This is a genomic window from Streptomyces niger, from assembly GCF_000718305.1.
GTDB classification, from domain to species: domain Bacteria; phylum Actinomycetota; class Actinomycetes; order Streptomycetales; family Streptomycetaceae; genus Streptomyces; species Streptomyces niger.
On sequence record NZ_JOFQ01000005.1, the window covers coordinates 286,833 to 300,404 of the forward strand.

The window sequence follows — 13,572 nt, forward strand, 5'->3', positions numbered from 1 at the left end:
TTAGCGCCCGTTCGCCTCCCTCGGGAGGTCTGGCGAGTGCGTCCTGTCTCACATGACGGACATCACACCGGTCAGGCGGCCGCCCGCACGGCGTAGTTGAGTACCCGTTCGCTGAGCAGGTCCGCCAGCTCGTCCAGCAGATCCAGCGCTTCCCGCGACGCCTCGGCCGGCTTCCGGCCCGCGGTCATCGCGCGGCCGATGTGGGCCATGAGCGTGGCGTGCACCCAGTTCAGCTGCCCGGCCACCAGGACCGGCAGCAGATCGCCCTCGTCGGCGCCGACCTCCTCGCACAGCGTGCGCTCCAGGTGGTCGGCCGTCTCCTGCTGGAGGTACCACAGCCGCGCCTTCAAGGCCGCCGAGCCGTGGATGACCTTCATGAACCGCTCGTACCCCTCGAAGAGCCCCACCCGCGGCGAGACCGCCTCGACCTCCTCGCGCAGCTCGCGGAGGACCGCGGCGGCGGCCGACTCGCCGGCGCTCCGCGCGCGCACCCAGCGCGAGAGCCGTTCCACGACGCCCTTGCTGCGGTCGAAGAAGAGGTCCTCCTTGGCGGGGAAGTAGTTGTAGACGGTGTTGACGGAGACCTCGCACGCCTCGGCGATCTCCGCGACGGTCACCGCGTCGAAGCCGCGCTCCAGGAAGAGGCCGGTGGCCACGTCCGACAGGTACTGCCGGGTCTGCCGCTTCTTCCGCTCGCGCAGCCCTTCCTTCTTCGGCTCCTCGCCCTTCTTCGGCTCCTCGCTCATGGCCTCATCCTAGGTCCGGTTGTGCGCCCTGAAAATTTGGTGGCATTGCAAAATTGTGGCCGCTCTGCTTTTCTTGCCGCCATGCCCGCCATCACCGCCTCCGGCCTGTCCCGGACCTTCCAGACCAAGCGCGGCCCCGTCGAAGCCGTCCGCTCCGTCGACCTCACCGCCGAGCACGGCGAGATCCTCGGCCTCCTCGGCCCCAACGGCGCCGGCAAGACCACGACCCTGCGCATGCTCACCACGCTGCTGCCGCCCACCGGCGGCACCGCCACCGTCGCGGGCTGCGACCTCGCCCGCGACCCGGCGGGCGTACGGCGGCGGACCGGGTACGTCGCCCAGTCCGGCGGCGTCGACCCGACCGTCTCGGTACGCGAGGAGCTGGTCACCCAGGGCCGGCTGTACCGGCTCGGCAGGTCCGAGGCCGTGGCGCGCGCCCGCGAACTCGCCGCCGACCTGGGCCTGGAAGGGCTGCTGGACCGGAAGACGGCCGCGCTCTCGGGTGGCCAGCGGCGCCGGCTCGACCTCGCCATGGGACTCATCCACCGGCCCGAGGTGCTGTTCCTCGACGAGCCGACCACCGGGCTGGACCCCGGGCGGCGCGCCGACCTGTGGGACCTGGTCCGCCGCATCCGTGACGAGCACGGCACCACCGTCGTGCTGACCACCCACTACCTCGACGAGGCCGACGCGCTCGCCGACCGGCTGGTCGTCATCGACCACGGCGTCGTGGTGGCCGAGGGCCCACCCGCCGCGCTCAAGGAGCGGTACGCCGGCTCGGCCGCCGCCTCCCTCCAGGACGCCTTCCTGGCCCTCACCGGCCGCTCCCCCGCCGCCGAGAAACCCGCCCCGCTCTCCGTATGAGGAGCCCGTCCCGATGTCCACGACCCTCTCCGACACCGCACTGGTCTTCGAGCGCTACGCCCGCCAGACCCTGCGCTCGAAGTTCCAGATCCTCTTCGGCATCCTGATGCCGCTGCTCTACCTGCTCTTCTTCGGCCCGCTGCTGACCGGCCTGCCGCTCGGCTCGGCCGGCAGCTCATGGCAGGTGCTGGTCCCGGGACTGCTGCTCCAACTCGCCCTGTTCGGCGCCTCGTTCTGCGGCTTCGCGATCATCATCGAGAAGAACCACGGGGTGGTGGAGCGGATGCGCGTCACCCCGGTCAGCCGGCTCGCGCTGCTCCTCGGGCGGGTGCTGCGCGACGCCCTGCTCTTCGTCTTCCAGGCCGTCCTGCTGGTCCTCGTCGCGCTGGCCATGGGGCTGCGCGCGCCGCTCGCCGGGCTCCTCATCGGCTTCGGCTTCGTCGCGCTGCTGGTCGTGTCGCTCGCGTCGCTGTCGTACGCGCTGGCGCTGAAGGTCCGTACGCCCCAGGAGTTCGGGCCGGTCATCAACGCGCTGACCATGCCGGCCATGCTGCTCTCCGGGCTGATGCTGCCGATGGCGCTGGGCCCCGGCTGGCTGGACGCCCTGTCGCACCTCATGCCGCTGCGCTATCTGGTGGACGCGGTGCGGGACGCGTACGTGGGTCGGTACGCCACCGCGCACATGCTGTACGGCGTCCTGGTCGCGCTCGCCCTCGCCGCGCTCGCCGTGACGGTCGGCACACGCGTCTTCCGGAAGGCCGGGGCATAACTACGCTGGCGGGATGGTCAATCTGACGCGCATCTACACCCGCACCGGCGACCAGGGCACCACCGCCCTCGGCGACATGAGCCGGACCGCCAAGACCGATCTGCGGATCGCGGCCTACGCCGACGCCAACGAGGCCAACGCCGTCATCGGCAGTGCCATCGCCCTCGGCGACCTCGCCGAGGAGGTCGTCAAGGTCCTCGTCCGCGTCCAGAACGACCTCTTCGACGTGGGCGCCGACCTCTCGACGCCGGTCGTGGCGGACCCGGAATTCCCGCCGCTGCGGGTCGAGCAGAGCTACATCGACAAGCTGGAGGCGGACTGCGACCACTTCCTGGAACAGCTGGAGAAGCTCCGCAGCTTCATCCTGCCCGGCGGCACGCCCGGCGCGGCCCTGCTGCACCAGGCATGCACGGTCGTCCGGCGCGCCGAGCGGTCCACCTGGGCGGCCCTGGAGGCGCACGGCGAGACCATGAACCCCCTCACCGCCACCTACCTCAACCGCCTCTCCGACCTGCTGTTCATCCTCGCGCGGACGGCGAACAAGGAGCTGGGCGACGTGCTCTGGGTGCCCGGCGGCGAGCGCTGAGCGGCCCCCGGTCCTGATCACGGCTTGGTCAGGGTCCGGGGCCGCTCCCCCGTGGCGCCCCCGGACCCGTCCGCCTCCTGCGCCCGCTCGCCCCTCTTCGGCTGCTTCGGCCAGATCGTGTACGTGAGGGCGATCAGCCCGTGGATGCCGACGATGCGGGCCGCCGTGAGCTGCCAGGACCGCAGCGACGCGGTGTCGCCGTCCCCCACGTACCAGACGGCCGCCTGCAGCAGCCCGGCCGCGACCAGCCCCATCACCACCGTGCGCAGCCACAGCTTCCACTCGTGCACCGCGCGCGCCCGGCCGTACCCGGCGCCCGGCGGCTTCGGCCCGCCCGCGAAGCGGTACGCGAACTGCCCGTCCGCCCACCGGATCGTGTAGTGGCCGTAGGCCACCGTGAAGCCGATGTAGACGGCGGCCAGCCCGTGCTTCCAGTCCGCCTGCGCACCGTTGCGCAGGTCGATGACCGTCACCACGAGCAGGACCAGCTCCAGCAGCGGCTCCAGCAGCAGGACCGTGGCCCCGGCCCGCGGCAGCCGCGCCAGATAGCGCAGCGCCAGCCCCGCGACCAACAGCACCCAGAAGCCGACTTCGCACAGCACGACCAGCGTCACGATCACGGTTCGCTCCTCTCCCTCCCCACCAGCCTCCGCGCCCCGGACGCCCTTTTCGTCGTCGCCCGTGACGATCCGCCACTGCATCCTTCGATGTACGCGCCGCCGGCCGCGGATCGTCACGGGTAGGGAGGCCCGGCGCGGCCCCGCCGTGTTGGATGGCAGGGTGCGCCCCTTCACCGCCCCCGGCCGCCCGCACCGCGATGACGTCCTCATCGCGGCATCCGGCCTGCTCGGCGGCTTACTGCTGTGGTTCCTCGGGCTGCACGGCGGCCCGCCGCTGTTCGGCCTGCCGGCGCAGCTCGCGCTGCTCGCGCTCGCCGCCATGTCCGGCGCCGAGCTGCTGCGCCGCACCGCGCCGGGCACGGCCCTGGCCGTCGGCGTCGCGGCGATGGGCCTGGACGTGCTGTGCGGCACGGTGATCGCCACCGTGCTGATGTTCACCGACGTGATCTACGCGGCCGTCATGTACGGCACGCCGGCCGCGGCCCGCCGCATCCCCCGCGCCTGCGCCCTGGTCACCGTCCTCGCCACGCTGCTGCCCGTGGCCCTGCTCCGCGACCCGGAGGCGCTGCTCATCGGCGTCGCGGTCGGCGTCGGCACGGTCGGCCCGGCCTGGACAGCGGTCCTCATCCGCGACCACCGCGACGCCGCCCAGGCCGCCCGGCTGCGCGCCGAGCAGACCGCGCTGCTGGCCGAACTGGACCGCCGGGAGGCCGTCCTCGCCGAGCGCGCCCGGATGGCCCGGGAGCTGCACGACATGGTCGCCAACCACCTCTCGGCCATCGCCATCCACGCCACCGCGGCCCAGGCCCTCGACGACCCCGCCGCGACCGGCGACGCACTCGGCGTCATCCGCGAGAACAGCGTGCAGGGCCTGGCGGAGATGCGCCGCATCATCGGCCTGCTGCGGGACGCCGGGGCGCAGGACGCGCCGGCCGTCACACCCCGCCTCGACGCCCTGGACGCCCTCCTGGAGCGCGCCCGCGGCCACGGCGCCGGCAGCGGCCTCACCTTCGCCCTCGTCGACGAGCGCCCGCCCGGCTGCCCCGCGCTCGCCGCGCCGGTGGAGCTCGCCGCGTACCGGATCGTCCAGGAGTCCGTGACGAACGCGCTCAAGCACGCGGCACCCGGCGAGGTGACCGTCCGCATCGGCCGCACCGACGGCGCCCTGTCGCTCGCCGTCACCAGCCCCTACGACCGGCGCCCCGGACCGCGCGCGCCCGGCTCGGGCGCCGGGCTGGTCGGGATGCGGGAGCGGGCCGCCCTGCTGCACGGGACGTTCGACGCGGCCCCCGACGGAGACGTGTGGCGCGTACGGGCGACCCTGCCCGCCGACGAGAAGGAGGCTGCCTCATGACGACCCGATCCACCGACCGCACCGGGAGCCCCGGCCGGGCGCCCCGCCCGATCCGGGTCCTGGTGGCCGAGGACCAGTCGGCCGTCCGCGCGGGCCTGGTCCTCATCCTGCGCTCGGCGCCCGACATCGAGGTGGCCGGGGAGGCCGCCGACGGCGAGGAGGCGGTCCGGCTGGCCGCGGAGCTCCGCCCCGACCTGGTGCTGATGGACGTCCAGATGCCGCGGCTGGACGGCGTCTCGGCCACCCGAGAGATCACCGGGCAGGGCCTGGCCGACGTGCTGGTGCTGACCACGTTCGACCTGGACGAGTACGTCTTCGGGGCGCTGCGCGCGGGCGCGGCCGGCTTCCTGCTGAAGACCAGCGACGCGGCGACGCTGCTGTCGGCGGTCCGTACGGTCGCGGCCGGCGAGGGGATCATCGCGCCCGCCGTCACCCGGCGGCTGATCGCGGAGTTCGCGGCGCCGCGCCCGGCCGGTCCGGCAGCGGACGCCGCCGTTCTCGACGTGCTCACCCCGCGGGAGCGCGAGGTGCTGGGCTGCCTGGGCGAAGGGCTCTCCAACGCGGCCGTCGCGGCCCGCCTGGACATGGCCGAGGCCACCGTGAAAACCCACGTCAGCCGGGTGCTGAACAAGCTGGAGCTGCGCAGCCGGGTGCAGGCGGCCGTGCTCGCCCAGGAACTGGGCCTCGGCCGCGCGCAGCCCTAGCGCCGGGCCGGACCCGCGGCACTCCCCGGAAAGGCAGCTTCCGAAGGAGCAGCTCCCGGAAAACAGGAAACCCGGACAGTCGTCAAGCCACGTTGACTCTCTGTCCGGGTGGTGCCGCCTCCAGCCAGGCGAGGAAGCCGGTGAGCGCGTCCTCGCTCATCGCCAGCTCCAGGCGCGTGCCCCGATGCCGGCAGGCGAGGACGATGGAGTCGGAGAGCAGGGCCAGCTCCTCCTCGCCCTCCGGGCTGCGCCGCTCCAGTACCTCGATGGAGGCGCGCTCCAGGATGCGCCGTGGGCGGGGCGCATAGGAGAAGACCCGGAACCACTCCACGCGGTCGCCGTTGTACCGGGCCACGCCGTAGATCCAGCCTTTGCCGCTGGGCTCGCCGTCCGGCGTCGTCACGGCCGCCGCGGCGGGCACGTCCCAGCGCAGGCTGCAGTCGAACGTGCCGCCGGACCGCTGGATCAGCCGCCGCCGCAGTCCGAAGACGAAGAGCCCCAGTAGTACCAGGACGACGACCGCGGCGCTCACACACAGAGCGAGGACCATCTCCACCGACCTCCTCGCCTCGAATACGGTTACGCACCTGCATCGCCTCAGCCGCGGACCGCTCTGGAGAATTCCAGCGCAGCCCGCGGCTGAGGGTAAAGCTCGTCTGTGACGGGGTTCAGTGAACGCCTGTCACCGCACGCAGCCGGACATCGGCGCGGCGCTCGGCGGCCGCGTCGGCCTCCGACTTCGCACGCTCCAGGGCCCGCTCCGCGCGCTGGACATCGATCTCGTCCGACAGCTCGGCGATCTCCGCGAGCAGAGACAGCTTGTTGTCGGCGAACGAGATGAAGCCGCCGTGCACCGCGGCGACGACCGTGCCGTCCCCGCTTTCGCCGGTCGTACGAATCGTCACCGGACCGGACTCCAGCACGCCGAGCAGCGGCTGGTGACCGGGCATGACGCCGATGTCGCCCGACGAGGTGCGCGCGACGACCAGGCTGGCCTCGCCGGACCAGACCTGACGGTCCGCGGCGACCAACTCGACGTGCAGCTCAGCCACGATGGCTCCTCGGGTCTTCACCTGCCGGGAACAGCAGATGTCGGGTCAAATACTAGTGGGCGTCGGCACCGGGGGCGGCCACGACCGCCCCCGGGACCGGAAGCCGGGGGTCAGGAGACGCCCAGCTCCTTGGCGTTGGCCTTGAGGTCCTCAATGCCACCGCACATGAAGAACGCCTGCTCGGGGAAGTGGTCGTACTCACCGTCGCAGATCGCGTTGAACGCGGAGATGGACTCGTCCAGCGTCACGTCCGAACCGTCGACACCGGTGAACTGCTTCGCCACGTGGGTGTTCTGCGACAGGAAGCGCTCGACGCGACGGGCACGGTGGACGACCAGCTTGTCCTCTTCGCCCAGCTCGTCGATACCGAGGATCGCGATGATGTCCTGCAGGTCCTTGTACTTCTGCAGGATCGTCTTCACGCGCATCGCGCAGTCGTAGTGCTCCTGCGTGATGTACCGCGGGTCCAGGATGCGGGACGTCGAGTCCAGCGGGTCCACCGCCGGGTAGATGCCCTTCTCCGAGATCGGACGCGACAGAACGGTCGTGGCGTCCAGGTGGGCGAAGGTGGTCGCCGGCGCCGGGTCGGTCAGGTCGTCCGCGGGGACGTAGATCGCCTGCATCGAGGTGATCGAGTGACCACGGGTCGAGGTGATGCGCTCCTGCAGGAGGCCCATCTCGTCCGCCAGGTTCGGCTGGTAACCCACCGCGGAGGGCATGCGGCCCAGCAGGGTGGACACCTCGGAACCCGCCTGGGTGTACCGGAAGATGTTGTCGATGAAGAAGAGGACGTCCTGCTTCTGGACGTCACGGAAGTACTCCGCCATCGTCAGACCGGCCAGCGCGACCCGCAGACGGGTGCCCGGCGGCTCGTCCATCTGACCGAAGACCAGGGCGGTCTTGTCGATGACGCCCGAGTCGCTCATTTCCTCGATGAGGTCGTTGCCCTCACGGGTACGCTCACCGACGCCCGCGAACACCGACACACCGTCGTGGTTGTTGGCCACGCGGTAGATCATTTCCTGGATCAGAACGGTCTTGCCGACACCGGCACCACCGAACAGACCGATCTTGCCGCCCTTGACGTACGGGGTCAGCAGGTCGATTACCTTGACGCCGGTCTCGAACATCTCGGTCTTGGACTCGAGCTGGTCGAAGGTGGGGGCCTTGCGGTGGATGGGCCAGCGCTCGGTGACCTCGGCAGCCGCCTCGGGCTTGTTGAGGATCTCGCCGAGGGTGTTGAACACCTTGCCCTTGGTGACGTCGCCGACGGGGACGGTGATGCCCGTGCCGGTGTCGGTCACCGAGGCCTGGCGGACCAGACCGTCGGTGGGTTGCATCGAGATCGCGCGGACCAGGCCGTCACCCAGGTGCTGGGCGACCTCCAGGGTCAGCGTCTTCTTCGCCCCGGCCTCGGCCGGGTCGGCGACCTCGACGGTCAGCGCGTTGTAGATGTCCGGCATCGCGTCGACGGGGAACTCCACGTCGACGACCGGGCCGATGACCCGCGCGACGCGGCCCGTGGCCACGCCCGCTGCAGCGGTCGGCTCAACAGTGGTGGTCATAGTTGTCAGTCACTCCCCGCGGTCGCGTCGGCCAGTGCGCTCGCGCCACCGACGATCTCGCTGATTTCCTGGGTGATTTCGGCCTGGCGGGCCTGGTTGGCAAGCCGCGAGAGCGACTTGATGAGCTCTTCCGCGTTGTCGGTCGCCGACTTCATCGCGCGCCGGCGGGCGGCGTGCTCGGAGGCGGCCGACTGCAGCAGCGCGTTGTAGATGCGCGACTCGACGTACCGCGGCAGCAGGGCGTCCAGGACGTCCTCGGCCGACGGCTCGAAGTCGAACAGCGGCAGCAGCTCGTTCGCGGCCGACTCGTCGTCGGCGTCCTTCGCGTCGAGGCTGAGCGGCAGCAGCCGGTTGTCGACCGGCGTCTGCGTCATCATCGACACGAACTCGGTGAAGACGATGTGCAGCTCGTCCACGCCGCCCTCGGCCGTGTCCTGCTGGACGGCCTCGATCAGGGGCGCCGCGACCGCCTTGGCGTCCGCGTACGTCGGGCTGTCGGTGAAGCCGGTCCACGACTCCACGACCTTGCGCTCACGGAAGGCGTAGTACGACACACCCTTGCGGCCGACGATGTAGGTGTCGACCTCCTTGCCCTCGCCCTTGAGCCGCTCGGTGAGCTGCTCGGCGGCCTTGATGGCGTTGGAGGAGTAGCCGCCCGCGAGACCGCGGTCGCTCGTGATGAGCAGGACCGCGGCCCGGGCCGGCTGCTCCGCCTCGGTCGTCAGCGGGTGCTGGGTGTTCGAGCCGGTGGCAACCGCCGTCACCGCGCGGGTCAGTTCACTCGCGTACGGCGTCGATGCCGCCACCTGGCGCTGCGCCTTGACGATGCGCGAGGCGGCGATCATCTCCATCGCCTTGGTGATCTTCTTGGTCGCGGTGACGGAGCGGATGCGACGCTTGTAGACCCGGAGCTGGGCTCCCATGGATCAGGTCCCTTCCGTCGTCACTTGGCGGCGCTGACCGAAGCGTCCTCACCGAGCAGCTTGCCGTCCGAGGTCTCGAACTGCTGCTTGAAGGTGGAGACCGACTCGGTAAGGGCCTGGATGGTGTCGTCGGACATCTTGCCGCCCTCGACGATGCTGGTGAGCAGCTCCTTCTTCTCGCGGCCCATCCAGTCCAGGAGCTCGCGCTCGAAGCGGCGGATGTCCTCCACCGGGACGTCGTCCATCTTGCCGGTGGTACCGGCCCAGATGGAGACGACCTGCTCCTCGACGGGCATCGGCTGGTACTGGCCCTGCTTGAGCAGCTCGGTCATGCGCTGACCACGGGCGAGCTGGGCCTTGGAAGCGGCGTCCAGGTCGGAACCGAAGGCGGCGAACGCCTCCAGCTCACGGAACTGGGCGAGGTCCACGCGGAGCCGGCCGGAGACCTGCTTCATGGCCTTGTGCTGCGCGGAACCACCGACTCGGGAGACGGAGATACCGACGTTCAGCGCCGGGCGCTGGCCCGCGTTGAACAGGTCGGACTCCAGGAAGCACTGGCCGTCGGTGATGGAGATGACGTTGGTCGGAATGAACGCCGACACGTCGTTCGCCTTGGTCTCGACGATCGGCAGACCGGTCATCGAGCCGGCGCCCATGTCGTCCGACAGCTTCGCGCAACGCTCCAGCAGGCGCGAGTGCAGGTAGAAGACGTCGCCCGGGTAGGCCTCACGGCCCGGCGGACGGCGCAGCAGCAGCGACACGGCGCGGTAGGCGTCGGCCTGCTTCGACAGGTCGTCGAAGATGATCAGGACGTGCTTGCCCTGGTACATCCAGTGCTGGCCGATGGCGCTGCCGGTGTAGGGGGCGAGGTACTTGAAGCCCGCCGGGTCGGACGCCGGAGCCGCGACGATCGTCGTGTACTCCAGGGCGCCGGCCTCCTCCAGGGCGCCGCGCACGGACGCGATGGTGGAGCCCTTCTGGCCGACCGCGACGTAGATGCAGCGGACCTGCTTGTTCGGGTCGCCCGAGCGCCAGTTGTCGCGCTGGTTGATGATGGTGTCGACGGCCAGCGCGGTCTTGCCGGTCTGGCGGTCGCCGATGATCAGCTGACGCTGACCGCGGCCGATCGGCACCATCGAGTCGACGGCCTTGTAGCCGGTCTGCATCGGCTCGTGGACCGACTTACGGACCATGACGCCCGGAGCCTGCAGCTCCAGGGCGCGGCGGCCCTCGGACTCGATCTCGCCGAGGCCGTCGATCGGGTTGCCCAGCGGGTCGACGACGCGGCCGAGGTAGCCCTCGCCCACGGCGACCGAGAGCACCTCACCGGTGCGCTGCACCGGCTGGCCCTCCTCGATACCGCTGAACTCGCCGAGGACGACCGCACCGATCTCGCGCTCTTCGAGGTTCAGCGCGAGGCCGAGGGTGCCGTCCTCGAACTTCAGCAGTTCGTTCGCCATCGCCGAGGGAAGACCCTCGACCTTCGCGATGCCGTCACCGGCCTCGCTGACCGTCCCGACCTCCTCGCGCGAGGCCGCGTCCGGCTTGTACGCCTGGACAAAGTTCTCCAGCGCGTCCCGGATCTCCTCCGGCCGGATCGTGAGCTCCGCCATCTGGGTTCCCTGCTCTCCTTGTTGGGCCCGAAGTCTTCATGCGGGGTACGGTTCTCCCCCGCCGCAGGCAGGGGGCGGGTTCGCCCCCTTGATCTTTCCCTGCGTACGGCCCAACTCGGGCCGCTGCTCATGCTGTTGAGTTGGTTGGCTGTCTCAGCCGGCCATCCGCCGGGTCGCCTCGTCCAGGCGCTCGGAGATGGTGCCGTTGATGACCTCGTCACCGATGCGCACCTGCACGCCGCCGAGGACCTCGGGGTCCACGTCGAGGTTCAGGTGGACCTGCCGGCCGTACAGCGAGGTGAGGGCAGCGCCCAGGCGCTGCTTCTGGGTCTCGCTGATCGGCACCGCGGAGGTGACCACCGCGACCAGCCGGTCCCGGCGGTGCGCGGCCAGCTTGGCCAGGGCGTCCAGCCCCGCCTCCAGGCTACGGCCCCGCGGCTGTGCGACGAGTCGCACGACCAGGCGCTCGGTGACCGGGTTCGCCCGGCCGCCCAGCAGCGAGCGGATCAGCCCGGCCTTGGCCGTGTCGTCCGCCCGGCGGTCGGTCAGTGCGGAACGCAGCTCGGCCGAGGAGGACACGATCCGGCCGAACCGGAACAGCTCGTCCTCCACGTCGTCGAGCGCCCCGGCCCGCTGCGCGGCGACGAGGTCGGCGCCGTACGCCAGCTCCTCGATGCCGTCCACCAGGTCGCGCGACTGCGACCAGCGGGAGCGGACCATGCCGGCGACCAGATCAACGGTCTCGCCGCCGACCTGGCTGCCCAGCAGACGCCCGGCCAGCTCGGCCTTGGCCTCGCCGGCCTGCGCCGGGTCGGTGAGGACCCGACGCAGCGACACCTCGCGGTCGAGCAGCGCGGTGACGGCAGCCAGCTCCTCGGCGAGCTTCGCCGCGTCGACGGAGGCGTTGTCCGTCAGCGCGTCGAGACGCTCCCGTGCGGAGGCCAGTGCCTCGCGGCTCGCTCCATTCATCGGCCGGCCTCGGCCTTCGCCGTGTCGGTCGCCGACTTCGCCTCGAGCTCGTCGAGGAAGCGGTCGATCGTGCGGCTCTGCCGGGCGTGGTCCTCCAGGGACTCACCGACGAGCTTGCCGGCCAGGTCGGTGGCGAGCTTGCCCACGTCCTGGCGCAGCGTGTGCGCGGCCTGCTTCCGGTCCGCCTCGATCTGGGCGTGACCGGCGGCGATGATCTCCTCACGCTGCCGCTGGCCTTCCGCGCGCATCTCGGCGATGAGCGCGGCACCCTGCTCCTGCGCCTCCTGGCGCAGACGCGCGGCCTCGTGGCGGGCGTCGGCGAGCTGGGCCCGGTAGTCCTCCAGGACCTGCTGGGCCTCGGCCTGAGCGGCCTCCGCCTTCTCCATGCCGCCTTCGATCGCCGCACGGCGCTCGTCCAGAACCTTGTTGATGTTCGGGAGGAGCTTCTTGGCGAGGAAGCCGAAGACGAGGAAGAAGGCGATCAGGCCGATGACAAGCTCTGGGATCGGCGGAACGAGCGGGTTCTCAGGAACCTCGACCTCGCTCGCCAGGGTGACCAGGGCGTTCACATCAATGCCTTCCGTCTAAGGGGTTCGTCGATGTGGCTCGGTTTACTTGTAAACGAAGCCCATGACGATGCCGATCAGGGCGAGCGCCTCACAGAAGGCGAAACCCATGATCTGGTTGGTGCGGATCAGGCCGGCGGCCTCGGGCTGGCGGGCCAGGGCCTGGGTGCCGTTACCGAAGATGATGCCGACGCCGACGCCGGGGCCGATCGCGGCGAGACCGTAGCCGATGGCGCTGACGTTGCCGGACACCGTGTTCTGGGCGGCGAGGTTGACCATGTCGAGAGCAGCGGACATGCCGTTACTTCCTTCTCTTGCACGGACCGGTGGGGGTTGGCCACCGGACGTCTGGTGGGTATCGGGGAGGCGGGGTGCTCAGTGGTGCTCGGCGAGCGCGCCCTGGACGTAGTTGCAGGCCAGCAGGACGAAGATGTACGCCTGAACAGCCTGGATGAAGAGCTCGAAGGCGGTCATCAGGATGGTCATCACGAACGAGGCGCCGGCGTAGACGATGCCCACACCGTTCAGCAGGTACCAGCTGGCGATGGTGAACATCACGATCAGCATGTGGCCCGCGAACATGTTGGCGAACAGTCGCACCGCGTGCGTGAAGGGCCGGATGATCAGGTTCGAGAGGAGCTCGATGACCATCAGCAGCGGGAGGACCCAGCCGAGCGACTTGTCGTAGCCGGAGAAGTTCTTGAAGGCGCCGACGAAGCCGTGCTTCTTGAAGGTGAGGCCCACCCACAGGAGCCAGACCAGGAGGGCCAGGCCCGCGGGGAACGCGATGACCGAGGTCACCGGGAACTGGGCGACCGGAATGATCGACCAGAGGTTCATGATCCACACGAAGAAGAACAGCGAGACCATGAAGGGGACGTACTTCTCGCCCTCCTTCTTGCCGAGCGCGTCGTACACGAGCCCGCGGCGCACGAAGTCGTAACCCGCTTCGCCGATCATCTGCAGCTTGCCCGGCACGACCTTCGCCCGGCCGAATGCGGCCCAGAAGAACCACACGACGACGACCGTGCTCAGCAGGGCCAGCAGCATCGGCTTGTTGAAGTTGAAGCTGCCGATCGAGAAGAGCGGATCGAAGACGAACGAGTGCAGGCCGGGAGCCTCGAAGCCACACCCTGGAATGAAGAGGTGGCACTCGGTGTTAAAGGCGAGCGTATTCATGTCAGCACTCACCGCGAGCTCCTTCAGCGTGGCGCATAGGTACGGCAACCTCGTTGTGTCGG

At 70.3% G+C, this 13,572-nt stretch carries 16 protein-coding genes; 5 read left to right on the plus strand and 11 right to left on the minus strand.

Annotation, left to right across the window (positions count from 1 at the left end):
* Positions 1 to 71: 71 nt before the first annotated feature.
* Positions 72 to 746 (minus strand): TetR/AcrR family transcriptional regulator, encoded by a 675-nt coding sequence (locus IF20_RS12195; RefSeq protein ID WP_052865119.1) that lies wholly within the window; start codon positions 744 to 746, stop codon positions 72 to 74.
* Between the two features lie 81 nt (positions 747 to 827).
* Between IF20_RS12195 and IF20_RS12200 the strand changes: the two genes are divergently transcribed.
* The 3 genes from IF20_RS12200 to IF20_RS12210 are packed head-to-tail and all read left to right on the plus strand — an operon-like array spanning position 828 to position 2,965.
* Complete coding sequence (locus tag IF20_RS12200; protein WP_052865120.1) at positions 828 to 1,610, plus strand: ABC transporter ATP-binding protein; 783 nt, start codon at positions 828 to 830, stop codon at positions 1,608 to 1,610.
* 13 nt (positions 1,611 to 1,623) lie between these two features.
* Complete coding sequence (locus IF20_RS12205; RefSeq protein WP_052865121.1) at positions 1,624 to 2,379, plus strand: ABC transporter permease; 756 nt, start codon at positions 1,624 to 1,626, stop codon at positions 2,377 to 2,379.
* Positions 2,380 to 2,392: 13 nt separating this feature from the next.
* On the plus strand, positions 2,393 to 2,965 hold the full coding sequence (locus tag IF20_RS12210; protein ID WP_052865122.1) for a cob(I)yrinic acid a,c-diamide adenosyltransferase: 573 nt from the start codon (positions 2,393 to 2,395) through the stop codon (positions 2,963 to 2,965).
* 17 nt (positions 2,966 to 2,982) lie between these two features.
* Here the strand turns inward: IF20_RS12210 and IF20_RS12215 are convergent, their stop codons facing one another.
* The gene (locus IF20_RS12215) at positions 2,983 to 3,585 is read right to left on the minus strand and encodes a hypothetical protein (RefSeq protein WP_052865205.1); all 603 of its coding nucleotides are present in this window, start codon (positions 3,583 to 3,585) and stop codon (positions 2,983 to 2,985) included.
* 160 nt (positions 3,586 to 3,745) lie between these two features.
* Here IF20_RS12215 and IF20_RS12220 point away from each other — a divergent pair, with 160 nt between their 5' ends.
* A complete protein-coding gene (locus tag IF20_RS12220) occupies positions 3,746 to 4,939 on the plus strand; it encodes a sensor histidine kinase (protein ID WP_234426616.1) in 1,194 nt (397 codons plus the stop codon).
* Positions 4,936 to 5,643, plus strand: coding sequence for a response regulator (locus IF20_RS12225; protein WP_052865123.1), 708 nt, complete (start codon positions 4,936 to 4,938; stop codon positions 5,641 to 5,643). Before IF20_RS12220 ends, IF20_RS12225 begins: the two co-directional genes overlap by 4 nt.
* A gap of 82 nt (positions 5,644 to 5,725) precedes the next feature.
* On the opposite strand, the gene IF20_RS12230 is transcribed toward IF20_RS12225, so the two are convergent.
* From IF20_RS12230 to atpB, 9 genes are all read right to left on the minus strand, one after another.
* Positions 5,726 to 6,193: a DUF2550 domain-containing protein gene (locus tag IF20_RS12230; RefSeq protein ID WP_052865207.1), complete on the minus strand. Its 468-nt coding sequence runs from the start codon at positions 6,191 to 6,193 to the stop codon at positions 5,726 to 5,728.
* A 118-nt stretch (positions 6,194 to 6,311) separates the two neighbouring features.
* Positions 6,312 to 6,695, minus strand: a complete 384-nt coding sequence (locus IF20_RS12235; protein ID WP_052865124.1) for a F0F1 ATP synthase subunit epsilon — start codon at positions 6,693 to 6,695, stop codon at positions 6,312 to 6,314.
* A gap of 110 nt (positions 6,696 to 6,805) precedes the next feature.
* The gene (atpD, locus tag IF20_RS12240) at positions 6,806 to 8,260 is read right to left on the minus strand and encodes a F0F1 ATP synthase subunit beta (RefSeq protein ID WP_052865125.1); all 1,455 of its coding nucleotides are present in this window, start codon (positions 8,258 to 8,260) and stop codon (positions 6,806 to 6,808) included.
* 5 nt (positions 8,261 to 8,265) lie between these two features.
* Positions 8,266 to 9,183, minus strand: a complete 918-nt coding sequence (locus IF20_RS12245; RefSeq protein ID WP_052865126.1) for a F0F1 ATP synthase subunit gamma — start codon at positions 9,181 to 9,183, stop codon at positions 8,266 to 8,268.
* 20 nt (positions 9,184 to 9,203) lie between these two features.
* Entirely contained in the window at positions 9,204 to 10,796 is a 1,593-nt protein-coding gene (atpA, locus tag IF20_RS12250; RefSeq protein WP_030621199.1) for a F0F1 ATP synthase subunit alpha, read from the minus strand.
* Positions 10,797 to 10,949: 153 nt separating this feature from the next.
* Positions 10,950 to 11,765, minus strand: a complete 816-nt coding sequence (locus tag IF20_RS12255; protein ID WP_052865127.1) for a F0F1 ATP synthase subunit delta — start codon at positions 11,763 to 11,765, stop codon at positions 10,950 to 10,952.
* Positions 11,762 to 12,334 (minus strand): F0F1 ATP synthase subunit B, encoded by a 573-nt coding sequence (locus tag IF20_RS12260; protein WP_052865128.1) that lies wholly within the window; start codon positions 12,332 to 12,334, stop codon positions 11,762 to 11,764. Before IF20_RS12260 ends, IF20_RS12255 begins: the two co-directional genes overlap by 4 nt.
* 42 nt (positions 12,335 to 12,376) lie before the next feature.
* A complete protein-coding gene (atpE, locus tag IF20_RS12265; protein WP_199896564.1) occupies positions 12,377 to 12,628 on the minus strand; it encodes an ATP synthase F0 subunit C in 252 nt (83 codons plus the stop codon).
* Between the two features lie 78 nt (positions 12,629 to 12,706).
* Positions 12,707 to 13,510, minus strand: a complete 804-nt coding sequence (gene atpB / locus IF20_RS12270; protein ID WP_052865129.1) for a F0F1 ATP synthase subunit A — start codon at positions 13,508 to 13,510, stop codon at positions 12,707 to 12,709.
* Positions 13,511 to 13,572 lie beyond the last annotated feature (62 nt).

Bases quoted from the DNA above. Each gene is read 5' to 3' on its own strand.
- IF20_RS12195 (WP_052865119.1), bottom strand. From the start codon at position 746: ATGAGCGAGGAGCCGAAGAAGGGCGAGGAGCCGAAGAAGGAAGGGCTG.
- IF20_RS12200 (WP_052865120.1), top strand. From the start codon at position 828: ATGCCCGCCATCACCGCCTCCGGCCTGTCCCGGACCTTCCAGACCAAG.
- IF20_RS12205 (WP_052865121.1), top strand. From the start codon at position 1,624: ATGTCCACGACCCTCTCCGACACCGCACTGGTCTTCGAGCGCTACGCC.
- IF20_RS12210 (WP_052865122.1), top strand. From the start codon at position 2,393: ATGGTCAATCTGACGCGCATCTACACCCGCACCGGCGACCAGGGCACC.
- IF20_RS12225 (WP_052865123.1), top strand. From the start codon at position 4,936: ATGACGACCCGATCCACCGACCGCACCGGGAGCCCCGGCCGGGCGCCC.
- IF20_RS12230 (WP_052865207.1), bottom strand. From the start codon at position 6,193: ATGGTCCTCGCTCTGTGTGTGAGCGCCGCGGTCGTCGTCCTGGTACTA.
- atpD (WP_052865125.1), bottom strand. From the start codon at position 8,260: ATGACCACCACTGTTGAGCCGACCGCTGCAGCGGGCGTGGCCACGGGC.
- IF20_RS12245 (WP_052865126.1), bottom strand. From the start codon at position 9,183: ATGGGAGCCCAGCTCCGGGTCTACAAGCGTCGCATCCGCTCCGTCACC.
- atpA (WP_030621199.1), bottom strand. From the start codon at position 10,796: ATGGCGGAGCTCACGATCCGGCCGGAGGAGATCCGGGACGCGCTGGAG.
- IF20_RS12255 (WP_052865127.1), bottom strand. From the start codon at position 11,765: ATGAATGGAGCGAGCCGCGAGGCACTGGCCTCCGCACGGGAGCGTCTC.
- atpE (WP_199896564.1), bottom strand. From the start codon at position 12,628: ATGTCCGCTGCTCTCGACATGGTCAACCTCGCCGCCCAGAACACGGTG.
- atpB (WP_052865129.1), bottom strand. From the start codon at position 13,510: ATGAATACGCTCGCCTTTAACACCGAGTGCCACCTCTTCATTCCAGGG.